Raw genomic sequence first — 24381 nt, forward strand, 5'->3', positions numbered from 1 at the left:
TTAGTCTCCTGCGTGACGAGAGTTCTTGGCGGCCTTCTTCTGAGCCTTGAGCTCAGCCTTCTCGGCCTTGCGCCTTGCCTTCTCATCCTGCTTGCTGCTGGTCACCACAGGGTTCTCCTGAGTCAAAAACTCAAGGGACTCCTCGGGTTTGATAGCCGCAATCGGTGAGGTGTCGGTGCTGGTCTCCTGCCACTTCATGGTGGCCTCGGAATCTAGCTCAACATCATCTTGGGATAGCGACCAGGACATTGCGGGAGCCTCCTGAGAGACGGCCGGGGTGAAGCTCTGCTCAATCGCGGTCGCTAGAGCTTCTTCGCTCACCTCAACTGATTCCGGCTTCGCCTCAGCGGCAGCTGGGGCTGCCATAACAGGCGCAGGCGCGACTGGCTCAGGGGTCTTGACTTGCTTTGGCTCGTTACCGGCTGTCTTTGCGGCCTTCTTCTCGGCTTTTGCCTTGGCTCGCTGGGCCTTGCGCTCGAGACGAATCTTCTTGCGCTCCTTGCGGCCCTCAATCAACCAGTAGAGGGTTGGAACGAGCACCAGGGTCAAGATGGTCGAGGAGAACAATCCACCGATCACGACAATTGCCAGTGGCTGAGAGATAAAGCCGGACTCGCCGGTTAGACCCATCGCCATTGGGGTGAGCGCAAAGATGGTTGCGAGTGCAGTCATCAGAATTGGGCGCAGTCGCTGGCGGGCACCAGACATGAGCGAATCCTGAACTGAACGACCGTCTCTGCGGTATTGGTTGACCAGGTCAATTAATACGATTGCGTTAGTCACCACAATTCCAACCAGCATCAACATACCGATCAGGGCTGGAACGCCCAGCGGGGTGTCGGTGATAAGCAGTAGTCCAAGTGCTCCGGTGGCGGCAAATGGAATCGAAATCAGCAGGATTAGCGGCTGGATCAAGGAGCCGAAGGTCGCAACCATAACCACGTAAACGATGGCAACAGCAGCAAGCAGTGCTAGTCCCAGCTGCTCAAAGCTCTCTGCCTGGTCAGCTGCGGCACCGCCGATGCTGGCTGTTACACCGGCTGGGAGTTCAACACCATCCAACTTCTCGGTGACCGCTACGGTGATGGCACCCAGGTCGTCACCCTCTGGGGCTAGCGAAACCTTGGCGGTTCGGTTGCCGCGCTCGGAGGTGATGGATGTGGGCTTTAGAACCTCTTCAACACTCGCAAGTGAGCTCAGTTTCACCAGTCCGGTGGCTGAAGGGATGTTTAGATCCTTGATGTCCGAGATGGTCTCCGGAACATCGGCGCCAGCAACGTAGACGCTGACGTCGTTTCCTTCAATGCTTACGGTGCCGAGCGGGCTCGGGCGCAGCTGGGCAGCCACGATTCCAGTGACAGCAGTCTCGGTGAGACCAATCGCAGCAGCCTTCTCACGGTCCACGACAATTTCTAGGACTCGCTCATCCGCATCCAGCGTGCTGGTCACAGCGCTGATGTTGGAAACCGACTCCATTTCCTTGGAGATAAGGTCGACAGCTTCCTGGAGTAGCTCGTTGTCAGAGGACTCAACTGCGATGTCGATGGTCTCGGAAGAACCAAAGCCACCACCACCGGAGCTAATGGTCAAATCGGCATCAGCTGGGACCTCAAGCTCGAGAACCTCGGCCTTCAACGCCTCAACGTCGGCCTCTTCAGCGACTGCAACCGTGATTGCGATTCCGGAAGCTGCCGCACCAAAGGCAACACGACCATCCGCCGCTGAGCCAACGGTGGTCTGGACAACTTCCACGCCCTCGAGCTCAAGGATTTGGTCTTCGAGGCCCTTGGCAGCCTCATCCTGCTCTTCCAAACTGGTTGAAGCTGGCATCTCAAGTCGCGCAATGAACTGAGTTGATCCAGCCCCGTCGATGAAGTTGGTCTTTAGCTGCGGCACAAGTGAGAAGGTGTAGCCGAGGATCAGCACGGATGCGAACAGGGTTAACCAGGGGTGCTTGCGGGATCCATTCAGTAGTGGCAGGTAACCGCGCTGCAAGAAGGAGCGCTTTTCGCGCTCTTCTTCCTCGTGACGCTGCTTCTTCTCAAAGCGCTTAGGGTCGGCTTCCTGAGCTGCCCTAAGGCGCTTCGGCATTCTCAGGAACCAGTAGGCCAGAACGGGAACGATTGTGAGGGAAACCAGTAGCGAGGCCAATAGGGCGATGGCCACTGTGAAGGCGAATGGCCTGAAGAGCTCACCGATTAGCCCGCCGACCAGTGCAATCGGGAGGAACACCGCAACTGTGGTGATGGTGGAGGCGGTAATGGCTCCGGAAACCTCTTTCACGGCCTTGAGAACCGCTTTCTTGCGAGTCTCGCCGTAGCTGAGGTGACGGTTGATGTTTTCAATAACCACGATGGAGTCGTCTACCACGCGCCCAATTGCAATGGTCAGTGCGCCCAGGGTCAGGATGTTGAGCGAGTAGTCCGCGGTCTGCAAACCGATGAACGTGATCAGCACCGAGGTTGGGATCGAGATTGCGGTAATCAGGGTGGACTTCACCGAGAACAAAAAGATCAGAATTACGATTACGGCGAAGGTCAGACCGAGCAGTCCCTCGGTGGTCAGGTCCTTGATTGACTTCTCGATAAATGGTGCCTGGTCCAACGTGGTGACAATGGTGACTTCGCCTCCCAGTTCCTCCTCCAGCTCTGGCAGCAGCTCAGCTACTCCACTTGAGACTGCCACGGTGTTGGCATCTGGCTTCTTGGTGATTGATACCGCCAGGGATTCTTTCCCGTTGGTTCGGGCGATGGAGGTAACCGGAGCATCCTTGTAAACCACATCCGCAACGTCTGCAATCGTTAGAGCAGCGCCGGTGGTGGGGGAAATCAGGGGAAGATCTTCAATGGCTGCGACGGTGTCAACCGGCGAGCCCATCTGGATAGAGATTGACCCATCAGAGTCAGTCAGGGTTCCAACTGGAAGCACGAGGCCGTTTGCCGACAGAGCGGTTGCGATATCGCGCTGGCTCAAACCGTTTTGGGCGAGTCTCAACTGGTTCAAAGTCAGGTTGATCTGCTTGGTGCTGGAACCGGCCACGGCGATGTCACGAATTCCGTCAACCTTCTGGAAAATGCTCGGGGCGGCCTGCTCCAACTTCTTGCCGATGGCCTCGTTGTCGCCGTCGTTGGCGGAAACGGCAAGCACGATGATCGGAACCGAGTCGAAGGAACCGGAAATTACCTGCGGGTTGGTGTCTGCCGGTAGCGAGTCTGAAACCGCGCTCACCGCATTGTTCAATCTTTCGGTGGCCTCTGCTGCAGTGGTTCCGTACTCAAAAGAGATACGAATCACAGATAGCCCGGTGGTCGAGGTAACGGTGGTTGACTCGAGGTTTTCCAGTCCCAAAACCGCATTCTCAATAGGTACCGAGACCTGCTGGTCAACAACCTCGGGAGAGGCACCCGGGTAGCTGGTCACAATGGCAGCGGATGGGATCTCGATTGAGGGGATCAGCTCCTGCTTGAGGCTTCCCAGGGAGAGGAATCCGAAGGCTGCGACAATCACGGTGAGCAGGGCAACAACCGCACGATTGGCAAGGGAGAGTTTGGAGAGCAGGAACAAGGTGACCTCTATTGTTTGGGACTGAGTGTTACAACCAGCCAACCGAAAAGAATACTCCCCTGAACTTTTCCAGTGTTGGCTGAGTAAAAGCTGTAGGAAGTCAGAAGATCAGCTTGGAGATGAACCTGACTGGGTTACCGAATCTGTGCGCGGTTATTGTGACGGCTTGCTCTTTGAAGTAGGGGAGCAGTTCAACCAGGCCAGCTTCGGTTGGCTCCTGATCATAAAGCGCAACCTCACAGTTGGCCAGTGGGTGCCCTAGGGTGACCTCACCAATATCGCCAACAACCCTAAAGCGCCCGGTCGACCTAGCAACTCGTTCGAGCCAGCTCTGATCATTCTCCGTGCGAAGTTTCAGACCGAGCTTTCTCAGCGGTTTTTCCAGGCGTGCTGGGAACTCAAAGGCACTCACGGTCCCGGATCCCAGCACAGCCAGCGAAATCAGGGAGCGCCAGCTGGCGTAGTCGGAGGCATTCGAGTTGATCCTCAACTCACAATCAGAGCGCAGGTAGCGGAAGATGTTTAGTTCCGATTGCAAACCCGATACGTCACTGGTCTTAGAGAAGTAGTCTCGCTCGGCAACCAAATCACTTTGAACTCCGCGATGCAGCGACTCGAGCTCATCATCGCTGAGCCCCGACGAGGCTGCCAGGGTGAGAATCTGAAGCAGCTGCTTGCTCTTGATTTCAACCTCTGCCTTGGCTGCCCTCGAGGTAAAACTGGTAAGGGTCATCAGGTAGTTGGGGCCGCCGGCCTTGGCGGTGGGCCCAATTGCACTTCGCTTCCAGCCACCAAAGGGTTGGCGCTGAACGATAGCGCCGGTGATGCCGCGATTGACGTAGAGGTTTCCAGCCTGGACCCTCGCCAGCCAATCGTTTATCTCAACTGCGTCTAGGGAGTGCAGTCCCGCGGTGAGTCCGTAGTCAACTGCGTTTTGAAGTGCGATTGCATCGGAGAGATTGCGAGCTGTCATGATCGCAAGGTGAGGGCCGAAGAACTCAACCGTGTGACTGGGTGATCCTGGAAGAACACCCTCACGAATCGCGGGTGACCACAGTTTTCCAGAGTCATCCAAAGATTTCGATTCCAGCAGCCACTTTTCGCCTCGCTCCAAGGTAGTTAGAGCAGAGAGCAATTTGCCTTGCGGCTGCTCGATAACTGGACCAACCTGCGCCATCGGGTCACTCGGTTGAGCGATGTGTAGCGATTGCACGGCATCAACCAATTGGCGCCGGAAACGCTTCGACTTTGCAACCGAGCCAACCAAAATCGCTACCGAGGCAGCAGAGCACTTCTGTCCCGCGTGACCAAAGGCTGAGTAGGCCAAGTCCTTGGCTGCCAGGTCCAGATCGGCATTTGGGGTAATAATCATTGAGTTCTTGCCACTGGTTTCCGCAAACAACTTGAGGCTTGGGTTAATCTCGCGGAAAAGCTTGGCAGTTTCAAACCCTCCAGTCAGAATCAGCTGCGATACGTCGGGGTGACCGATCAACTGAGATCCAAGTTGGTCTTCATGAAGCTGGATGGAGACTAGAACGTCTTCCGGCAGTTCCTGGTTCATCAGCTGAGCAAGGTAGGCGCCACATCTCGCAGCTTGACCAGCAGGTTTGAACACCACTGCACTGCCTGCGGCCAGAGCAGCAAGAGCCGAGCCAGCTGGAATGGCGATAGGGAAATTCCAAGGCGGAGTGACCACAGTGACGTTTCTTGGCTTGGCCACGGCACCGTCAATTTCCTCCAGCTTTAGGGCAGCCTCTGCGTAGTAGTGAGCAAAGTCGATTGCTTCAGAAACTTCGGTGTCGGCCTGGTCGAAGGTCTTGCCGGTCTCGCTCATCGCAACCTCGATTAGGCTCCCGCGATTGCGCTCTAGAACCACTCCCACCTGGTGAAGCTTGTGACTGCGCTGGGCAGCTGAGAGGCTGGCCCAGGTTTTTCCAGAGTTTCTGGCGTCTGAAATTCTTCGATTTAGTTTCTCGGAAGAATCTATAAAGACCCGCTCGACCTCAGCCTTACCCAGGACGGAAGTTTGGGAGCGAGAGATGATCCCGTAGGCCCATTCGCGGTTTCTAGCAAGGGCCGGGTCGGTGTCCGCGGCGTTCTCAAAACCATTGGCCGGAACCACCGCTGAGTCAAAATTGCGATCCTGAAGTCGGTTGGGAATTGGCACTTCCGAACCCATGAGCTCGATGGACTTCTCGAACCTTTGCCGCTCAATGTCGAAGGACGCTGGGTCGGAGAGCTGGAAAGCATTTGAAAGGAAGTTCTCCGAGCTCGCACCCTCTTCGAGCCTCCTAATTAGGTAGGCGATTGCGACATCGAATTCTTGCGGGTGCACCACCGGGGTGTAGAGCACAAGCGAGCTGTAGGTCCTACGAACCACCTCAGCTTGGTTGGGAGCCATCCCCAGCAGCATCTCAACATCCAGGCCGTTCTTTACCCCGCGAACCTCTGCCAAATTATGGGCAAAGGCCAGGTCAAAGAGATTGTGGCCGGCGACACCGATCTTGACATTTGCAATTCGCTCCGGGGTGAGTGCATAGTTGATGACTCGCTTGTAGTTTGCGTCAGCCTCGGCCTTAGAACCCACGGTAGCCAGTGGCCAGCCATGCATCTCTGCGTCAACCTGCTCCATGGGCAGGTTGGCACCCTTCACAATTCTGACCTTGATTGCAGCTCCACCCATAAGGGTTCGACTTGAGGCCCACTGCTGGAGATCGATCATTGCCCTTAGAGCGTCCGGCAGATATGCCTGCAGGACAATGCCAGCTTCGAGGTTCTTGAATTGCGGCTTTGAAAGTAGTCCCTTGAAAACGGCAACAGTGAGGTCTAGGTCGTGGTACTCCTCCATGTCCAAGTTAATGAACTTCTTGGCACCATCACGCATGGCGAGCTCATAGAGCGGGGTCAGTCTCTCAATGACAGCAATTACGTTTTCGTTGAACGCCCACTTGGAGTGTGGGGCTGTCGTAGCCGAGACCTTTAGGGATATGTAGTCGACGTCCTTGCGAGCGAGCAGCTCCGCAGATTTATTCAGTCTTCGCTTGGCTTCGAGGTCTCCCAGCACCGCTTCGCCCAGGAGGTTGATGTTGAGTTTTGCTCCACTGGCTCGGATTCTTCGAAGCGCAGGTCCCAGCTTCCCCATTGAGGCATCAATCACCAGGTGGCTAACCATTCCTCGCAGCACCTTCCGGGCTATTGGGACAACAATGAAAGGAAACGCGGGGGCTAAGTTGGCACCGATTGCAATGAGTGCCCGCAGCGGTGCCGGAAGAAATTTAGGGGTTAGCGAGCGCAGCTGATAAAGATTCTTTGCGGCGACGCTCTTGTCCTCTGGTCGAATAACGCCGTCCACAAAGCCAACAGCAAACTCGAGACCATTCGGATCCTGCAGCAGGCCTGCTAGGCGCTGGGATGCTTTCGGGGTGGGCAGCTTTGCGGCCTCGGAGACCCAGGTGCGCGCCAGATCCACGCTGCTTTGAACCAATTCGGCTTTGTGGTCAATCGAAGGAATGGAAACAGAACTAAGAGACAAAACTTCCCCTTCATTTCGGCGACTCCGCCAGGCTGATTCCTTCAATCCTAGGCAATATCCTGGACTCTGCCTCGGGGCCGAAAGCCCGTTTCTAGAAGAATCTTTGGCTTGGCCACCAGATCGGTTTCAGCCGCGCTAAATTTATGCTGGTCGCGAGCTGAGACGAGACAGCTCTGAACTCACAGTTAGGGGCCTTGGCCTAATCTGGCTGGGTTTTCAATTCAGAAATTTTCAAGTTTGCCCTGATCTCGACCCCGTTGCCTTTGGCGTTTTCAATCGTGTATCTGTTTTCGGTTACGGCTGCAAGCAGCATGGTTCCGAGCCCGACTCTGGAACTCCTGAGACCCACCCCATCATCTGAGATTCTCAGGGTCAATACGTCTTCTCTGGTATCGATTTTGATTTGCATTTGAGTTGCCGACCCATGCCTTACTGAGTTTGTGATCGCCTCACTAACAAGATCTGAGACGCCTTTGATTCGATCAAGGGAAATGCGCTCTGCCTCCGGTGAAATTTCCAATTCGATGTCGAGAAACCCCTCCCAGTCGGCAACTAGTTTTTTTATTGCCGTTCCAAGTTGGGCCACCGAATCGGCTTTTCTGTCAGTAAAACTGGAGAGCAGGGTCCTTAGTTTTTCAGACTCCTTCCTGACGTCAAAGTTGATTTCACTTGAGCGCTGTGAGGAAAGTATGGAGTTCAAAAGTTTGTTTTGGATTTCGCTGTGCAGCAGCTGAGCAAATTCTCGACTCCTCAGGCGCAGGATGAATTTCTCAACATCGGTGGCAACAGACTTAGCCTCCGAAGGAGAGAGTTTGAGTTCTCGAAGCTGTTTTCGTTTTTCACCGAATGTGTGGATTAGGTTCAGGATAAAGCCGCTTTGCAGAAGGTGAATCAAAAAAATTATCACTTCGATGGATACGCTGGAACCCGGAATCGGCCCCAGAGCAGTGTTGGTGATGCTCACACCGAAAAGCACCGCAATTGTAATTGATGAAAAAAACCCTAGTCGTGAGGCCACATTTAGAGTTTTTTCCAAAAGTCGACTCAGAACCAACGTTCCCGTTATAACCACTGAAAATAGGAGCACCCTGGTGAAGGCCTCGGTTGTGCCAAGCATGGCCGCGTGTCCTCCGTAGGTTCCTACGAAGAGCCACGCACCAAGAAGCAGTGGGCGTTGAATTGTGGAGCCGGTGGCCTGGGAGAGAAGCTCACGCCAAGAAAGAGTCGGAACTGTGTTGTCCTGTTCCCGCCAAATTTTGTGACTCAGCGGCCGAATCTCATCGCGAATTATGACGTCTAGCTCTTCTCTAAATAGTTTTTCTGCGTCCTTAGGGGAGGCCTCCGCCATTGCCTCGACTTCTCGCAACCTGTTTGAGGTTTTTGCGATGATTAGGCTCAGTTCGCTCGCTAGCTTGCTTTCGACGAGATTTTCTGTGCTCATTTGCTCTAGGGCTCTTTTGGCAACCAGAAGTTCCCGTTGCCGCAAAAATTGGGAAGCCTGGTAGGTCATTACGGCGACCATGGGTATGAGAAAAAGCCCCAGCAGTCCTGTGCTTAGCCATCGCGAGCCGACGGCAACCCACAGGTCTTTTTCAACATCCAGAACGAAACAAAAAATCGCCGTGGTCAACCCCTTAAGAGCCCCCAGCAAAAAGGACAGCGGCAGGACAATCCACATGGGCCAAATTGCCTCCTGATGGCGATTTCTAAATCCTTGGTTGATCGCAAAAACCGCAATGAAGCAAACGGCGATCGAGGCCAAATTTGCGAAAATTAGCTCCGGCCATTTGTCCCTAATAGTCTGAAATCCAGTTACCGAGTCGTCCTGCCTGAATGCGATTGAAAGAACCGAAGTCAATATGACGAATGGGACTGCCGGGAGAAGTGAGATTGGTTTGAGAAGGTCAGGACCGCCAATCTGATTCGCGAGCGCTGTGAAGTTGAATCGCACCTAGCCCTCCTTGGCCAACGATTCAAAATACGCTTTCACTATTTGAACTCTCAGGTTCGTTGACGGCGCTCTGGCTATACCCATGGTTCTGGCAAGCCGCGAAATCGATAGCTCGACGCTTTTTTCAGTAACGAAGCGCTTACGTGCAATTTCAGAATTTGATAAACCTTCGGCAAGCAAGCGCAGAGTTTCGAGTTGCGAGTCAGTGAGGCGCCCAAGCGCATTTAGCCCCTTGGCCTTGACTTCTGCTTTTGCTTTGGATTCCGCACTGAGTCTTGATTTTCTGACCGCATCAGCCAGCGATCGGGAGTCAGAGATTGTTCGTTTATGGAGGTAAATTGTGCCAGCCGGCGCTGCTGGGAGGTTAGCTCTGAGGATTCGAGGGTCTTCATAGCTACTTAGAATTACGATCCCGACATTGGAGTCGAGTCTCCTGAGTGCTCCCGCAAGATCCAGTCCAGTGGGTCCGTGACCCAGGTGGAGGTCGATGACGCACGCCCACGGAGTTTTCTTCTTGCAGTGCCCTAGCGCTTGAGTCGCGGCAGGAAATGACCCAACTACGGAGAATCCATGTCCCCCCAGGGAGTCGGCGACCATAACGCGAGTGAAGTCGTCATCCTCAACCACGACGATTTCCTCAAACATGAAGCCAGTCTCATGCAAGATCAACATTTTAGCTAGTTGAGGGCTACCCCTAAGAAATCTTGATGGGTTAGCCCATCAAGGGAGATTTCAGTCTTTCAATTGGGTTTGATTCGGGCGACTGCGATGAGACATTTAGGTTATGAACGCAACAAAGCTAATGACTCGCACCGTCGCAATTTCGCTAATTTTCTCCGCTACGGCTGCGCCTTCTGTCGCCGAGCCCATCTCCGGAGGGCCCGAGCCGTCGGTCAGCCTCAGCGTGACAGCAACAGTTGATGGAGACGGTGAACTTTGCACGGGTTACGGCTTCATCGAGCTGAGTGCAGCCACCCTGAACGCGCAGTTGGAGAGGGTCATTCCCGGGATTGAGCCCAGCCCCTGGGAGCTTTTGGCAGGCTCCAGCGATCCTGAGGTAATTGCGGACTATCAGGATTACGCCCTTACCGAGAATGAAGAGCGTCCAGTGTTCTACCTTCTTCCAGATGATCCAGGTTCACTCGCAGTCTTGGACGAGGCCCGGAATAGGAACGACCTAAACCTTCCAATAGATGACTTTGACAACGCTGACACTAATGGTGACGGATTACTGAATTCACTCGATGTTTCGGAATTGAGACTCACGAGACAGGTCTTTTCCACGGCGGAATTTGACGTCACATTTGATGCGAACAACTGTCCATCGAGTGAGGAATACGGTCTAGTTTCAGCAAGTCGAGATGCTGTGGAGGTCCTAGATTCTGGGACCACAGAGGAGGGACTTTGGACTTCAATCGAACAAACGGATGACTCTCTGGGTGCAGTGGTTGCTGGGACCGCAACCCAAAGCTATGTTGCGAAATCCTATCTTTTGACCACCGCCAGTTTCATCGACGAGGATGTAACTCCATTCCTGCTCTATGGCCCGGACCCGTATTACCTATTTGCGACTGGTTTGGGAGATCTCTTGTTCCCCTCGGGTCCCAGGCGCGTAGCTCCGGAGGCTGGAGATTACTCGGAGTCTGATCTGAGTCAGAATCTTTTTAATTCGATGTTGAAAACAGGTACGCAGGGCACTGTTGGAATGACTGCCATCATCGCAACCGCTGGAGAAATTGGCGAGGATGATGTCTTGAGGACTTCCTATGACTTCGAACTCAGCAAACTTGGAGAGGGAAATGACCTCCAAGACCTGATGGGTTATCTATTTTTCGATGGTCTGTGATCATCCCCGTTCATGGTCGGTCTAAATCTGAGGCGTAAAAAACTTCTCTCGGCAACGATTGCTTTATTCACTTCCATGTCAGCGGGAGCTGCGGCTTATCCAGGCGACGTATCCCTTTCACCGGAGGTTGGTTCAAGCGCTGGTCTGCAGGTCACAGCGACAATCGATGGAGATGAGCGGGACTGTGTTGGCATCTCAACCATAATGATTTCCGAGACCTCCCTGACCGCCCAGGAGGTCTCGCGCCAAATTCCGCTTGATAATCCCTCTCCCTGGATAACCCTGGGGTATCTCGCTGGCATGGAACCGGTTAACCTTCGGGATTTTTTTATTACTAACTACGAAGGTGTCGAGCCGAGGGCAATCCGACCGTTTACCGAACTCAACGGTGAGCTTTTCGTCACCCCGGAGTATGAGGACATCTGGGCCAATCCAAATTATCCAACAGGCATTGATCCCTACAACCTGCTGTCCCACTTTGATCGAGCCGATACCGATGATGATGGCAAACTCACAGCCTCGGATGTATCCCCGCTTGAAATACTCCGCAGGACCTACACCACCTCTAGCACCGACTTAATTTATGACGCATCGAGTTGCGAAGGTAGCGACCAGCTTGCTCTATTGGAGGCTTCTAGATTGCCGCTTGAGGCAATCCCTTCGGAAGAGATTGGAAGTGAATCCGCGACATGGGTAAACGTGGAAGAGGATGATGAGCTTGATGTGGCTCTATTTCCAGGGCAGATAGCCGGTTATTCCTTCCTAGCCACGTCTATAGGGCCCTTTGGAGAGCAACAGTTGCCTCTTTGTAACGAATTCGGGCCGGAGTGCGCACCACAGTGGGCCGTAGATCTTCTGTATCGAGACGCGAAACTTGTTAGAGGGTCGAGTCCGGAGGAATACCCTTACTTCGAGTGGATATCCCTTGATGAATCGGGAGTGGTCCCAGTGCAAGTGTCCTTTGAACTTTTTGGCTCTGGGGTGGATTTCGAACTACGCACCATGTACTGGTTTCAATTGAGCCTTATGCCCGAGGGTATGGATCTAATGGCCGTTCTGAACTATTTGGAATAGGACGGATCAATTGAGATTCTTGGTCAATCTGATTATCGTCGGGACAGTGATTATTGGGAGTTCAGTTGCAACTCCATCCCTTGCGGAAGAGACTGCAGAATCCTCGACCGTAGCCAGGCTTGCCGTAGAGAATCTTCCAGCAGAGTTCATCCTAGGTGACCCGTCCAACCCTGAAAACCTGCTAGAGGTCAAGGTTGTTTTGGAATCGAAAGTGGCCGGCGAGCTTCGTGTGGAGTTTGTGGACTTCATCGATCGAAACCCCCTGAACACTCTGCCTGGGGGTCTGCTTCCTTTTTCGCTGGCTAACGCACTCACCATAGAACCCTTCGAGACTAGACATGACCCCGATTCCAAGTCCAATGTCCGAACTATCCGCGTACTAGCCAAAGACCCCAATGAAGTAGATCCCAGGATTTACTTCGGAGGATTGCGAGTGAGTTTTATTCCTGACCCTTCTAAAGCGACCATAAAGTCCAATAAGGCATCGCTCGTCAACCCGCTCACTGCCGTGCCCTTTGGAGTGATGGATTACCTAGAGGATGAACAGGCGCTCCCAGTTCAAATCACCAAACATGAGATCCAGCCCTTGGTGCGGTCGAGCTTTATCGACGAGGTAATTCCTGACATTCCAGGCATAGTGAACTTTGGGCCCGTTCGTTCTGTGCTCACCCTCGCAAGCTTTGGCACTGTCCCAGTCTTTTCCTCCGTCGACTGGGAATTCCAGCACGCGGGGGAAACATTGGCGAGGTCTGAAGTTGCCAAGCGAATGTTTCTGCCAAGCCGCTCAAGTGAAGTTGAAGCTCTGTCAGTGCTGAGAAACCCAGTGTCTGGCACAGATTTAAACCTTCTACCCGCGTTTGGTTTTGTGGACATTCATGCTTCGGTGGCGTCAAGTCTGGGAGGCAGTGAGTTCCCGCTTGAAAAATCCTCCTCAAGAATGCTCATAATTCAATGGAAGGAACCCGCCGCCTTTTTTGCCGGCATTCTGTTTTTGATGTTTTTATTGCTCAAAGTTCGTTCAAGATTCAAGCGAGAGAAGCCAGCTGCCTAGCGGTATTCTGTACAGGTCCGAATTGCCCTCGTAGCTCAGTGGATAGAGCAAGAGCCTTCTAATCTCTTGGTCGCAGGTTCGATTCCTGCCGAGGGCGCAAGTAAATCGATGGGGATTTTATGAATGCTCAGGACCTAATAGCTCGAACCAACGAGTTCCTTACCGCTTATCAAAACAAGGACCTTGCGGCCATATCCGAGATGGTTAGCGAGGACGTTTTGCTGCGCGACTGGAACCTTGAGGTGAGAGGAAAGGGCGCTTTGCTCTTCGAGTTCGACAAAAATTTCAGATCCTCGAACACAATCAAGATTGAAGTCAAAAACCACTACCTTTCCGACCTGGCCGTGATGGCCGAGCTTCAGATAGTGGTTGATGAACAGATCGTTTTGGCTGTGGTGGACAGACTAAGTTTTGACAGGTCCGGCCTTGTCAGCGAAATTGTCTCTTACAAAGGCCTCTAGCTAACGAGAGCGTTGCCGATTGCGGTTTTGGTTCGCTGGCTTGCCAGAACTTCCAGAACCACTTTGAGTTGGTCGACCTGATTTAGCTGGCTGATTCCCTCCCTGCTTCAATGCGCGCTTTCGCTGAGCATTGCGCCCGGTTGAGGTTCCACCACCCTGGGGTTTTGGAGTTTCTACGACAGGTTTGACGTATGGGGCAACTTCGCCAATGAGCGCGACAACCTCTTCGGATTTTGCTGTAACCCGAGTTGGGGTCAGGTTGATTTTCGCCATTCGCAGCAGGTCGGCAACATCCTTGCGCTGCTCGGGGAGTGTGATTGTGACAACATCACCTTCGGCGCCCGCTCTGGCGGTCCTGCCGGAGCGGTGAAGGTAAGCCTTGTGCTCGGCCGGTGGGTCAACATGAACGACCAGGTCAACCGAATCAACGTGGACACCTCTGGCTGCAACATCGGTTGCCACCAGCACCCTCACCTTTCCCTCGCTAAATGCCGCAAGGTTGCGATCTCTAGCTGGCTGCGAGAGGTTTCCGTGCAGATCGACCGCTGGGATTCCCGCCTGAGTGAGGGTCTTGGTGAGTTTCTTGGCGTGGTGCTTGGTTCTCATGAACAAAATGCGCCTTCCAGTCCCGGAAGCCAGGGCGTGAATCAACTGCTTCTTGGACTCGGCATCAGCCGCCTCAAAAACGTGGTGGGTCATTTGGGCAACCGGCGAATTTGCCTCATCTACTGAGTGCATCACCTGGTTAGAAAGGAACTTATCCACGAGCTTGTTGACGCCGTTATCCAAAGTGGCTGAGAACAGTAGACGCTGGCCATCTTTTGGGGTCGCGTTCAGGATTCTGGTGACCCCCGGAAGGAATCCCAGGTCTGCCATGTGATCGGCCTCATCCAGCACGGTAATTTCAATGGCGTCCAGCTTCAAAAAGCCCTGCGACATGAGGTCTTCAACTCGGCCTGGCGTTGCCACGATGATTTCGACGCCAGCCTTGAGAGCTTGAACCTGACGGTGTTGGGACACCCCACCGAAAATGGTGGTGACCCTTAGGTTCATCGTCTCGGCAATCGGCTGCAGGGTTTGAGTGATCTGGGTGGCAAGCTCTCTGGTTGGCGCCAATACCAAGCCCCTTGGTTTGCGCTCTGAATTCGATCGCTTATTTGCAAGCCTTGCGACCATCGGGATGCTGAAGGCGAGAGTCTTGCCGGATCCGGTTTTACCGCGGCCAAGAACGTCTCTACCGGCGAGAGTGTCGGGGAGGGTGTCAACTTGAATGGGGAAGGGGGAGTCGATTCCCTGGTCGCTTAGCACCTTGGCAATCGCCTCGGGCACGCCAAGCTCTAGAAATGATTTTTGAGACATAAGTTTGTTTTGCTTTCGTTCGATGCTCTGGCACCGATTTGTTATCGAGGTATTTAGCTCGAGATGGCGAAGGCATCAGGCGATGCATTCGTTCGCCGAAGGAAAAGTTTGTCCACTTGAGAGTGAAGAAGCGTTCTACGACGCAACGGGCCAGTTTTCAACCCGTTGGTCGAAGCCTAGCCCATCTCCAGAGTTGAGGCCAGAATTTAGTCACTCAATGCGTTATTGCTTCGTAAAGCATGTATAGGCCAAGCAGCGTCAGTGCAACGCCGCCAGCACCCCTGAAGTTTGCAAGGCGATTTGCAGAACTTGAGAGCCAATCCCTCGCCTGCCCTGCCGCAATGGCATATACCGAGTCGGATGCAATGCCAATCGCGCTGAAAATTACGCCTAAAAACAACATCTGCCAGACCGGTGACCCCAGCTCCGGGTTAACAAAAAGCGGCAGTGAACCTAGGAAAAACACAAAAGTTTTGGCATTTGAGATGCCAACCACGATCGATTGCCTGAAAACTGACCCAGCGCTCTGATCCTGATTTTTAGCCTCAAGGTCAAAGTTTTTTCGGTCTAAGAATGCCTTTAGGCCCAGGTAGGTGATCATTCCAGCACCAAAGAGTCGGATGCCGAAGAAAAGCAGCTCCGACTGGGCAATCAGGGCTCCTAGCCCAACGGCGATAACGACAATTTGCAGGCCAACGCCGAGCGCATTACCCAACACGCTCAAAACAGCAGCCCTAGTGCCAAGGATTAGGGCTCGACCAATGGTGTAAAGCACACTCGGTCCTGGAACCAAAATGATTACCAGGGCTAACAGGGTAAAACCCACAATGTTTGACGCGGACGGCACGCTGTCAAGTTACCACCGCAAAGGTTAGGCTTAGCTCACTCAGGGGGAAATTTGAAGATCAACAAAACCAGTATCGCCTGGGCGGCGATAGCGCTCTGGCTTGGGACCGTTGGCGGTGCTGCAGTTGGTTACTCAACTGGTTTTTACGACGCCTCTTGCCAAATTCGAGCCCAAGATTGCCCCACCCCGCAGTCTTCTCCAGCTGCCGCCCAAGAGACGCAGTCACCAGACACCACTTCATCCGAGAGCGTTCAAGTTTCCGCCTCTGACTCGGTGAGTGAGCCGCTGGTCGTCGCAGGACCGCAAGGCTCAGCGGGAGCTCGAGGTGCCACTGGAGCAACAGGTCCAGCCGGGCCCATGGGTCCGATGGGCCCAATGGGGCCTCAAGGCCCCCAGGGTGAGCAGGGACCCCAAGGTGAAACTGGCCCTCAGGGCGAGCAAGGCATTCAGGGTTTGCAGGGGATTCAAGGGATTCAAGGATTAGCGGGTTATGACGGTGCAACCGGACCAATGGGACCAGTTGGCCCCCAGGGACCCTCGGGGGTTGTGCTCGCTCAGGCACCGGCAACCTACGATCCGAACTCCAAGAGCATTGGAGTGGATCAATCAGCATTCACCTTCTTGGAAAGATTGGGGTATTTGCAATTTGATACCTCTTCGCAAGCCACAGCTGAAATTGGCCGGCTGAAATGGAACGCTGCGGATGGGACTCTTGACCTGAGTCTTGGAGGCGGACAGGTAACCCTTCAGATTGGCCAAGAATTAGTTATGCCTGTGAAAAACATTTCGGGTACGACTCTGCTCAATGGTCGTGCGGTTCGAATAACGGGGGCGGACGCTGGTTTGATGACGGTGGATTATGCAGATGCCTCTGATCCAGCCAAAACCACAGCCGTGATTGGTGTCTTGACACAGGACATTTCTGATGGAGCCACAGGGTTTGTTACCTCGAATGGATTGGTCCGCGGCCTGGACACTTCCTTCGGAACTGCTGGGGACCCGGTTTACGTGGACGGAGGCGGTGCTCTAACCAGCACTAGACCCATGACCGGGGCAATCATGGTTATTGGATACGTTGTTTCCAGTGACGCAGCTGCCGGCTCAATTTTTGTTGAAACCTCCACAACATTTGCTGCAGGGGCGGGATTGCCCTGCACCGCCGGTCCTAATTACTCTCCCGGCACCTACAAGTGGGAAGAGGACGGCAGCAGTGACTACTACCTTTCCTGTGACATCACCCCCTAGGAGAAAACCATGAGCGAACTGTCTAAGCACGGAAAACCAAACCTGAGAAGCTCATTCATTGCTTTCTCGGTCTTCCTGGCAGCCTTCTACTGGCTGGTGGTTGCAAGCTACCCGAGCTTTTTTATCTTCAACCCAGCCGATGACTCCTGGGGCATTCGTCAGGCGGCACTGTGGCTCTCACTGATTGGCTGGACGGTTATTGCCACTGTCCCGGCTGCTGCCCTGCTGCTTTATGCAGTGGGGAAAATCAAGGCCCTACGAGCACTTCCGTATGCTGCGCTGATTTGGCCCATAAGCGTTGTGATAAACCAAATTCTGCTCTACGTCCGAGACGGAGTTTGGTATTTCGATTACCTAATCAACCATCCGATATTTATTGCTTCGGACATCCTGCTGCCTGCCCTGCTCATGTTCCTCTGGTGGGAGCTAAGGGAGCAGCACGGCCGCCACGATGCTAGAGAGCCGCAGCCAGAGCAATCTCAACCATAGAGCTAAAACCGGTCTCTCGTTCCTGGGCGCTAGTCACACCACTGCCGTCCATCAAGTCGGATACCGTGAGGATCGAGAGGGCCTTTCTGCCAAATCGAGCGGCTAGCGTGAATAGCTGGCTAGTCTCCATTTCCAAAGCGAGAATGCCTAGCTTTTTCCACTGCTCTAAAGAGTCCGTGCCGTCATAGAACAAATCACCAGAGGCGACGGTTCCAACGTGGAAGTCAATGCCCATGGTTCTGGCGTGATTTACCGCCTTTTCAAGCAGCTCGTAGTTTGCCGCCGGGGCAAAATCCAGGCCGTTGGTAGCGCGGCGGTTGATGTTTGAGTCCGTTGAGGCAGCCATGGCAATTACAACGTCACGGAGCTTGGTCGGCGGCAAGCCACCGGAGGTTCCAATTCGAATCGCCTTTTGAACACCGTAGTCATTGAAGAGTTCATGGGCGTAAATACCAATCGAGGGCGCTCCCATGCCGGTTCCCTGAACCGAAACCCGGTGGCCTTGATACATTCCGGTGAAACCAAACATGTTTCTAACCGATGAGTAGAGCGTGGCATCTTCGAGAAAAGTTTCTGCCACCCATTTAGCTCGAAGAGGATCCCCCGGCAGGAGAACAATCTCAGCTATCTCACCTTGTTTTGCAGCAATGTGTGTGCTCATGCGGAAAGTTTAGAGACCTTACCGTGGTGCCAGAGTAAAAACCAAAGAATGACCAGTGCAACCAAGGCACTGGCCGATGTGGCGCCGAGTGACAGAGCTCCAAATCGAATCAAAAGGAACCCAAAGAACACTGGTGCAAAACTCAGGAATATGTCATTTGCCGCCATGATGTAGCCCTGTCGCTCCCCGTAATTCTTTGACCCGAAAAGATAAAGCGGTAGAACTCCAGCTGCAACCGTGAGAAAGCCAGACCCCATGCCATGAAGCACTGCGAAGCTGAAGTAGCCGGCAACATCAAATAGCAAAAGCGAGAGCACACCAATCGGATGCAGCACCAGAGCAAAAAATGTCACCAACTGCGGGGTGAAAAGTGATGGCAGCAAAACCTGCAGTAAACGAGCGAAAACCTGTCCCGGTCCAAGTAGGGTGGCGGCGAGTAAGGCGGTTGAAGCTGGAGCTCCTGCGGATTCAATGACCTGGGGCAAATGCGCGCCAAGCGCTATTTGAACAAAACCTCCGCTGACGAAAAGCAGTGCGGTGAGGATGACCAGTGAGGCAGGTATTGAACCCATTGGCAAATCCTGACCATCGCGTTCAGCCCTTCTGGCCTTTCGATCCAATCGTTTTCCACCGGGCAGTGTCAGATGCAGTGGAAGAGCAATCAAGACGTGGATGATGGCCCAGAACAATATCGCCTCGCGCCAGGAATATGTCTGTTCAATAGCCGAGGTGATCGGCCACCCAATGGTGCTGGCAAACCCTGCAATTAGGGTAATTCCAGCAATGGTTTGCCTGGAGTTGTCCCCGAGAATTTCAACCGTTGAGGCAAAGGCAGCGTCGTAGAGGCCTGCGGCCATGGCAATCCCAGTGACCACCCATGCGGCGGCAAAGCTAATCTGGTCGGTCGCCAGCGACATCAGCGCTAACCCGACCGCAAATAACACCGAAGCAGCCGGTAGGACCAATCTCCCGCCAAATCGATCAATTTGCTTGCCCAGTACTGGACCCAAAAAACCGCCGATAATCGAGGCGATGGCAACAAAGGTGAAGTAGCTTTCAAACTCAAAACCAAGATCTTGCGAAATAGGTCGAGCCAGAATCGCCGACAGATAGTAGGAGGACGCGTAGCCAATGGTTTGGGTAATCCCAAGTTGGCCGATTAGCCGGAGGGATGTTTTGCGCACTGCTAAAAGCTACCGACCCAAGCCCAGGATGCTGCCTTCAAACCTCCGCCATTCATCCGAAATTTATCCAGCCGTAAGAAAGTAAAACTAGGGTTTGGTTCATGATTGACAACTCCCACCCAATTACCAAACTTGCAAACCTTCGTGACCTCGGAGGCGTTTCATCTGACTATGGGGACCTGAGAAGCGGATTGCTATATCGCTCCGACGATGTTGCCAACATTGACCAGGCGCAGCTTGCGGAACTACTCGACTTGGGTTTGGGAATGGTGATAGATTTCCGCTCCAAGGCCGAGGCTGAGGCAGTTGGTCGAGGTCCGCTAGCCGCAGAGGCCGTTGACTATCTCCATCTGCCGGTTCTCGACTTCATCGGGGAGGACCACAATGTTGGTCAAGAGGATCTCATGCAGGAGTTCACCAATGAGATGCTGGGCACCTGGTACTCCGAGGTCCTTCACAAGGCCGCCCCCATGATCTCCGAGGGCATTGCTGCAGTGGCTGAGCACTCCGGCCCGGTTCTATTTCACTGCGCCATTGGGAAAGATCGAACCGGCATTTTCGCCTCTTCCATCTACTCTCTCCTTGGGGTGTCGGAAAGTGACATCGTGAGAGATTTTTCTAAGACCGATGACAATTTGCCAAAAATCTTGGCTCGACTCGCTCACTCCCAACCGTTCTGGACTGAGGGGACGATGCGAGCCACCGGAGCTCTTATGCGCGCTCAGCCAGAGGCTATGCAAACCATGTTGAGATTGGTCCAGGAGCGCAGCGGCTCAGTTGCCGAGGTCTTGCTAGCAAATGGTGTCAGTGAATCAACCAGGCAAAAGCTGGTGGCTAAGCTGCACTAATCGAGCAGGTCGGCAATTGCGTAGGTAGCGTCTTTGACCACCACATCGGCCCCCGCCCCAAGCAGCGTTTCCTCGTCGTGAGCACCGCTTAGCACGCCGATCTTTAGCCCAGCGCCAAAGCGAATACCTGACTCAATGTCGGATGCCGTATCTCCCAAAATCGCAACCTCTTTGGGGTTGCTAATTCCGAGCTGCCGACTCACGTATTCGAGCATTGCGGGGGAGGGTCGACCAGCCTTTGTCTCCGAAGGTGTGGCTGTTGCATCGATCAGATCGCTCCAACCTAGATTCTCAATCATCTGATCGAGGGTCTCTCGGTTGAACCCGGTGTTGAGAGCAATTTTGATGCCGTTTTCTCTCAGCGAGCGGAACATTTGCTCGATGCCATCGAAGGCCTTGGCCTCGCTCAGCCGAGTTAGGTAGTAGGTCTGAAAAGCCCCCGCGGCTTTTTCCGCAAGCTCTCGGGACCCAAGCAGGTGCTCAAAGACCTCTATCTTGGCCTGACCCATTGTTACCTTGGCGTAGTGCGAGAATTCCTCGCTCTTCTCAGACCACAGTTCAGGAACCACCTCGTTGAAGGCCTGCTCGAAAGCCGCGATTACCACACCGTCGTCGGAGACGATTGTTCCAGCCACATCAAAAACCACGAGTTTATACATTGAACATCTCCTTCATTGATGTCTCTGCAATCGCTGGAGACAGGGTGTTGCCTCGACCACCGGGTCCGGTGACGAGCATGATTTTCTGGGTTACTTTCTTGCGGACGCAGATCAGGTCTGCGGTGTTTTGGCTGTAGATGCCCTGCCAACGCGTCGTTATGTTTGGGCGAGTTCCCAAGATTGACTCCGCCTCATCCAGCAGGAGGTCGTAGCAGTCCTCCCGCATCTCGTGGGGGAAAGGCTCCTCATAAACGTGAGTGTCGCCCATGGTGAGGGTTCCATCAACCCGCTGCTGCAGTAGCAACTGCATGACCATTTCCTGAACAAGTGGCCTAACCGGCTCTAGCTCGTCAATTGGTTCCCCGCGATAGCCGGGGTAAAAGCGAAGCGAGTCAAAGTTTGCAATTGAAGTGGTGAGTGTGACACCGGGGTTTTCAAGCCTTGCCATCTGAAGGAATACTCGCCTCAGGGGCTCAGAATCTAGGTGTTCTCCAAACAGCGATGAGTGGTCGGCACCTGGAACGACGAACGCAATGTCACCCGACACCTTTTTGCCGCCGCGGATTGCTAACCGAACACCATCAGAAGTTTCGTCCACAGACACCACGTCGTGACCGGGGAGGTATTCGAATCTTGGGTTTTCGTGCATGATGCTGCGGATCTCACCAAGCACACGATCGGGTTCGACCACGGCATCCTGCGAACAGTAGAGCCCACCGGTGACGCGCTCTCCCCGGATTCCAGGGTTCATTTCCATTACCTGTTTGCGATCCAGCGCCTTCCAGCCACGGTCTGAGGCGTCAGGGTACTGGGCAACCTTTTCGATGACAGCCAGGTGATTATCGCTGGTGGCGACCAGGATAGAGCCGCTCGGTCTAAACGTGAGTTCAGAGTGCTGCTGAGCCAGCTCTCCCCAAAGCTCTCGGGCCCTGAGTGCAACCTTAAGCTCATCGCCCGCGGCCCTACCTCCGACCGCGATCATGCCAAAGTTTCGCACCGAGGCACTGAGCGGTTTTGGATCGCGCTCGACAAGAGTTACTTCATGCCCGGCCTTAAGTGCGAAGTATGCGTGCATGGTTCCGAAGATTCCAGCACCTACTACGAGGACCTTTGCCATTTTTTCTCCTAGATCACTTGCTTGCGAACATAGCCCGCGAGGATTTCTATCAGGTAAACCACTATGAATATCGCGAGGATAATTGCGCCCGTCGTGTCAAAACGAAGCACCTTCATGGAGTTGAAGAGCAGGAAGCCAATTCCACCACCACCCACGATTCCAAGAATTGCAGAGCTGCGAATATTGATGTCGAAGGTGTAGAGCAGCTGTCCTATTAGAGAGGGCATCACCTGCGGAATCACAGAGACAAATAGCTCTTGAAGCCTGGAGGCACCGGTGGCTGAAACAGCTTCTCGTGGTAGCTCACTGATCTCTTCAATCGAGTCGGCGATGAGTTTGGCGAGGAATCCTGCAGTTCCGATTGAAAGCGCAAAGATTCCCGCAACAGGGCCTAGTCCGGTTGCCGCCACGAAGACAATGGCAAGGATCAACTCTGGGATACCGCGAATGACAACCAAAACCACACGTGTGATGCTGTAAACAAACTTATTCACCGTCACGTTGGCCGCAGCGAGGAATCCAAGCGGAATCGACAAAAGAGAGCCAAGGACCGTCGAGACCGCCGCGATAGCCAGGGTCTCGGTCATGCCCTGAACAATTTGTGGCCACGCAGAGACAAAATCAGGCGGAAACATTCGAAGCGTGAAGGCGAAGATTCCTCCGAAGCTTCCGAGCAATTCCAAGAAGTCGACTTGAACCGCAATGAAGCCGGCAATTATCAACCCGATAAAGAAGTAGCCGTAGCCAGTTGAAATAACTCTGCGCCTCGTCCAAGGAGGCAGGATTTTTGGGTTGGTCTTCTTGGGCTCAGCGATTTGGGTTTTATTGCCGCCGCTGGATTCCTGGCGAAGCAGAACTGATCGAACGGCGGCAGCAAGTAGCTCCATGGCAAGAATGAAGACGAAAATTATGGCCACCACTCCGAGGGCCTCCGAGTAATCCAGTCGACCAAGTCGTTCTTTGAGCAGAAGACCAACACCACCTGCGCCCACCAGACCCAAAACCGTTGAGGATCGAAGGTTGATGTCCAGCCGGAACAGCGCAACTGAGATAAAGGCCGGAATTATCTGGGGAACGATGGTGGTAATGATTGATTGGAACTTAGTTGCACCAACCGAGTCCACCGCCTCGCGTGGCGCGGGGTCTGCCTGCTCAATGGCGTCCGCCAATAGCTTGCCGACCATTCCAATGGAGTGGAAAGCTAGGGCGAGGATTCCCGGGAGCACCCCGATGCCCAGTGCTCGGACAAAGATCAGGGCGAATACCAGATCTGGCACGGCGCGGGTGAAAACAATGATTCCTCTGGCCACCGCGTAGACAGCTGGGTGCGGAGTGGTGTTTCTTGCAGCCATAAAAGCCAGTGGAACACTTAGAACCAGAGCTATGAATGTGCCTAGAACTGCAATCCAAAAGGTCTCTAGGGTTAGCTCGAGCGCCCGCTCCCAGTCTGCAAAAGACGGCGGGAGCATGTAATCAACCAGGTTGTTGATGTCATCAAGACCTGCGAACACCGAAACCAGGTCCATGTCTACAAAAATCCAGCCCCATATGGCAACTAAGAGGAACCCAGACACGGTACTTCTGGTAACTAGGGTGGGCTTGTTGAGTTTGGGAGTTAGTTTCTGAGTCCCGCCTCTAACTAGGTTCATTAGCCGAGTTTCCCCATCTTGAACAGCGACTCTTTTGCTAACTCTTGGGCGTTTGTGCCCTCGGGAGCAACCCGCTGATAAACCTCCATGACCTTCTTGGTTCCTAGCTTCTTTGGCTCGTCGTCAAGTACGACTTCACCGTCGCGCAAGCCTACGATCCGGTCAGCCCATCCCATCGCCAACTCCACCTGGTGCAGGGTGACGACGACGGTTAGTTTTTCCTCTTTTGCAATTTTCAGCATTATGTCCATAACCTGGGCGCTGGACTCCGGGTCCAATGACGCAACCGGCTCGTCTGCCAGCATCAGCGATGGCTTCTGCATCAGGGTTCTAGCAATTGCTACTCGCTGCATCTGTCCACCCGAAAGAGTGTCTGCTCTCTGAAAGGCGTAGTCGGCTAGCCCTACGCGTTCGAGATTCTCTAGCGCCTGCTTGCGCAACGCGAGGTTGTAGCTGCCGACACCGAATCTTGGCCCGCGCAGCGAGCCCAGTGCGCCTGATAGAACATTCTCAATTGCGGTGAGGCGACCAACTAGACCAAATTGTTGGAATATAAAGCCGACCTGGCGACGTAGCTCACGAAGTTCTTTTTTCTTGGCGTGATTGACCGGCACACCCAGTACATTGATTTCACCCTCGGTAGGAGCGGCAAGGCCATTTAGATGGCGCAATAGGGTTGATTTGCCGGAGCCAGAGAGGCCAATGAGTGCCATCATCTGGCCCTTGGGGACCTCTAGCGAAACATTTTTTAGAGCCACCGTTCCAGTAGCGAAGACCTTGGTGACATTTTTTACTTCAATGACCGATTTAGACAATTTGGTTGGCCTTTCTGTGGGAAAACCGG

At 53.8% G+C, this 24381-nt stretch carries 19 protein-coding genes and 1 tRNA gene; 8 read left to right on the plus strand and 12 right to left on the minus strand.

Annotated elements, in window-relative coordinates; all coding sequences use genetic code 11:
* From HRU87_RS02580 to HRU87_RS02595, 4 genes are all read right to left on the minus strand, one after another.
* A complete protein-coding gene (locus HRU87_RS02580; protein WP_173493400.1) occupies positions 1-3564 on the minus strand; it encodes an efflux RND transporter permease subunit in 3564 nt (1187 codons plus the stop codon).
* A gap of 100 nt (positions 3565-3664) precedes the next feature.
* Positions 3665-7096, minus strand: coding sequence for a bifunctional proline dehydrogenase/L-glutamate gamma-semialdehyde dehydrogenase (locus HRU87_RS02585; RefSeq protein WP_246247328.1), 3432 nt, complete (start codon positions 7094-7096; stop codon positions 3665-3667).
* A gap of 199 nt (positions 7097-7295) precedes the next feature.
* On the minus strand, positions 7296-9047 hold the full coding sequence (locus HRU87_RS02590; RefSeq protein WP_173493402.1) for an ATP-binding protein: 1752 nt from the start codon (positions 9045-9047) through the stop codon (positions 7296-7298).
* A complete protein-coding gene (locus HRU87_RS02595) occupies positions 9048-9719 on the minus strand; it encodes a response regulator (protein ID WP_173493403.1) in 672 nt (223 codons plus the stop codon).
* A gap of 112 nt (positions 9720-9831) precedes the next feature.
* Here HRU87_RS02595 and HRU87_RS02600 point away from each other — a divergent pair, with 112 nt between their 5' ends.
* The 5 genes from HRU87_RS02600 to HRU87_RS02620 all read left to right on the plus strand — a co-directional run bounded on the left by HRU87_RS02600 (position 9832) and on the right by HRU87_RS02620 (position 13479).
* On the plus strand, positions 9832-10893 hold the full coding sequence (locus tag HRU87_RS02600) for a hypothetical protein (RefSeq protein WP_173493404.1): 1062 nt from the start codon (positions 9832-9834) through the stop codon (positions 10891-10893).
* 12 nt (positions 10894-10905) lie between these two features.
* On the plus strand, positions 10906-11967 hold the full coding sequence (locus tag HRU87_RS02605; RefSeq protein ID WP_173493405.1) for a hypothetical protein: 1062 nt from the start codon (positions 10906-10908) through the stop codon (positions 11965-11967).
* Positions 11968-11986: 19 nt separating this feature from the next.
* Positions 11987-13018 (plus strand): hypothetical protein, encoded by a 1032-nt coding sequence (locus HRU87_RS02610; RefSeq protein ID WP_213086404.1) that lies wholly within the window; start codon positions 11987-11989, stop codon positions 13016-13018.
* 24 nt (positions 13019-13042) lie between these two features.
* A tRNA-Arg gene (locus HRU87_RS02615) sits at positions 13043-13115 on the plus strand.
* Between the two features lie 22 nt (positions 13116-13137).
* A complete protein-coding gene (locus HRU87_RS02620; protein ID WP_173493407.1) occupies positions 13138-13479 on the plus strand; it encodes a nuclear transport factor 2 family protein in 342 nt (113 codons plus the stop codon).
* Here HRU87_RS02620 and HRU87_RS02625 read toward each other — a convergent pair whose 3' ends face one another.
* Together HRU87_RS02625 and HRU87_RS02630 are read right to left on the minus strand one after the other, a co-directional pair.
* Positions 13480-14838, minus strand: a complete 1359-nt coding sequence (locus HRU87_RS02625) for a DEAD/DEAH box helicase (protein ID WP_173493408.1) — start codon at positions 14836-14838, stop codon at positions 13480-13482.
* A 214-nt stretch (positions 14839-15052) separates the two neighbouring features.
* Positions 15053-15685 carry a LysE family translocator gene (locus HRU87_RS02630; RefSeq protein WP_173493409.1) on the minus strand — a complete coding sequence of 211 codons (633 nt, stop codon included), beginning with the start codon at positions 15683-15685 and terminating at the stop codon, positions 15053-15055.
* Positions 15686-15736: 51 nt separating this feature from the next.
* Here HRU87_RS02630 and HRU87_RS07185 point away from each other — a divergent pair, with 51 nt between their 5' ends.
* Together HRU87_RS07185 and HRU87_RS02640 are read left to right on the plus strand one after the other, a co-directional pair.
* Positions 15737-16930: a collagen-like protein gene (locus tag HRU87_RS07185; protein WP_173493410.1), complete on the plus strand. Its 1194-nt coding sequence runs from the start codon at positions 15737-15739 to the stop codon at positions 16928-16930.
* 9 nt (positions 16931-16939) lie between these two features.
* Positions 16940-17419 carry a hypothetical protein gene (locus HRU87_RS02640; RefSeq protein ID WP_173493411.1) on the plus strand — a complete coding sequence of 160 codons (480 nt, stop codon included), beginning with the start codon at positions 16940-16942 and terminating at the stop codon, positions 17417-17419.
* On the opposite strand, the gene deoD is transcribed toward HRU87_RS02640, so the two are convergent.
* Together deoD and HRU87_RS02650 are read right to left on the minus strand one after the other, a co-directional pair.
* Entirely contained in the window at positions 17385-18080 is a 696-nt protein-coding gene (deoD, locus tag HRU87_RS02645) for a purine-nucleoside phosphorylase (protein ID WP_173493412.1), read from the minus strand. The genes HRU87_RS02640 and deoD overlap by 35 nt on opposite strands.
* The gene (locus HRU87_RS02650; protein ID WP_173493413.1) at positions 18077-19264 is read right to left on the minus strand and encodes an MFS transporter; all 1188 of its coding nucleotides are present in this window, start codon (positions 19262-19264) and stop codon (positions 18077-18079) included. The genes deoD and HRU87_RS02650 overlap by 4 nt, the downstream gene beginning before the upstream one ends.
* A 101-nt stretch (positions 19265-19365) precedes the next feature.
* On the opposite strand from HRU87_RS02650, the gene HRU87_RS02655 reads away from it, so the two are divergent.
* A complete protein-coding gene (locus HRU87_RS02655) occupies positions 19366-20112 on the plus strand; it encodes a tyrosine-protein phosphatase (RefSeq protein ID WP_173493414.1) in 747 nt (248 codons plus the stop codon).
* Here HRU87_RS02655 and HRU87_RS02660 read toward each other — a convergent pair.
* Genes HRU87_RS02660 through phnC form a run of 4 tightly spaced genes read right to left on the minus strand, consistent with a single transcriptional unit; the run spans position 20109 to position 24352 of the window.
* Positions 20109-20771: an HAD family hydrolase gene (locus HRU87_RS02660; RefSeq protein WP_173493415.1), complete on the minus strand. Its 663-nt coding sequence runs from the start codon at positions 20769-20771 to the stop codon at positions 20109-20111. The two genes, HRU87_RS02655 and HRU87_RS02660, sit on opposite strands and share 4 nt — an antisense overlap.
* A complete protein-coding gene (locus HRU87_RS02665) occupies positions 20764-21888 on the minus strand; it encodes an FAD-dependent oxidoreductase (protein ID WP_173493416.1) in 1125 nt (374 codons plus the stop codon). Before HRU87_RS02665 ends, HRU87_RS02660 begins: the two co-directional genes overlap by 8 nt.
* 8 nt (positions 21889-21896) lie before the next feature.
* Complete coding sequence (phnE, locus tag HRU87_RS02670) at positions 21897-23537, minus strand: phosphonate ABC transporter, permease protein PhnE (protein ID WP_173493417.1); 1641 nt, start codon at positions 23535-23537, stop codon at positions 21897-21899.
* Positions 23537-24352, minus strand: a complete 816-nt coding sequence (gene phnC / locus HRU87_RS02675) for a phosphonate ABC transporter ATP-binding protein (protein ID WP_173493418.1) — start codon at positions 24350-24352, stop codon at positions 23537-23539. The genes phnE and phnC overlap by 1 nt, the downstream gene beginning before the upstream one ends.
* Positions 24353-24381 lie beyond the last annotated feature (29 nt).

The organism is Aquiluna borgnonia (assembly GCF_013283855.1).
Taxonomy (GTDB): Bacteria; Actinomycetota; Actinomycetes; order Actinomycetales; family Microbacteriaceae; genus Aquiluna; species Aquiluna borgnonia.

Excerpts from the sequence above, each read along its gene's own strand:
- HRU87_RS02595 (WP_173493403.1), bottom strand. The coding sequence starts at position 9,719 with ATGTTGATCTTGCATGAGACTGGCTTCATGTTTGAGGAAATCGTCGTG.
- HRU87_RS02600 (WP_173493404.1), top strand. The coding sequence starts at position 9,832 with ATGAACGCAACAAAGCTAATGACTCGCACCGTCGCAATTTCGCTAATT.
- HRU87_RS02605 (WP_173493405.1), top strand. The coding sequence starts at position 10,906 with ATGGTCGGTCTAAATCTGAGGCGTAAAAAACTTCTCTCGGCAACGATT.
- HRU87_RS02620 (WP_173493407.1), top strand. The coding sequence starts at position 13,138 with ATGAATGCTCAGGACCTAATAGCTCGAACCAACGAGTTCCTTACCGCT.
- HRU87_RS02625 (WP_173493408.1), bottom strand. The coding sequence starts at position 14,838 with ATGTCTCAAAAATCATTTCTAGAGCTTGGCGTGCCCGAGGCGATTGCC.
- HRU87_RS02640 (WP_173493411.1), top strand. The coding sequence starts at position 16,940 with ATGAGCGAACTGTCTAAGCACGGAAAACCAAACCTGAGAAGCTCATTC.
- deoD (WP_173493412.1), bottom strand. The coding sequence starts at position 18,080 with ATGAGCACACACATTGCTGCAAAACAAGGTGAGATAGCTGAGATTGTT.
- HRU87_RS02655 (WP_173493414.1), top strand. The coding sequence starts at position 19,366 with ATGATTGACAACTCCCACCCAATTACCAAACTTGCAAACCTTCGTGAC.
- HRU87_RS02660 (WP_173493415.1), bottom strand. The coding sequence starts at position 20,771 with ATGTATAAACTCGTGGTTTTTGATGTGGCTGGAACAATCGTCTCCGAC.
- HRU87_RS02665 (WP_173493416.1), bottom strand. The coding sequence starts at position 21,888 with ATGGCAAAGGTCCTCGTAGTAGGTGCTGGAATCTTCGGAACCATGCAC.
- phnE (WP_173493417.1), bottom strand. The coding sequence starts at position 23,537 with ATGAACCTAGTTAGAGGCGGGACTCAGAAACTAACTCCCAAACTCAAC.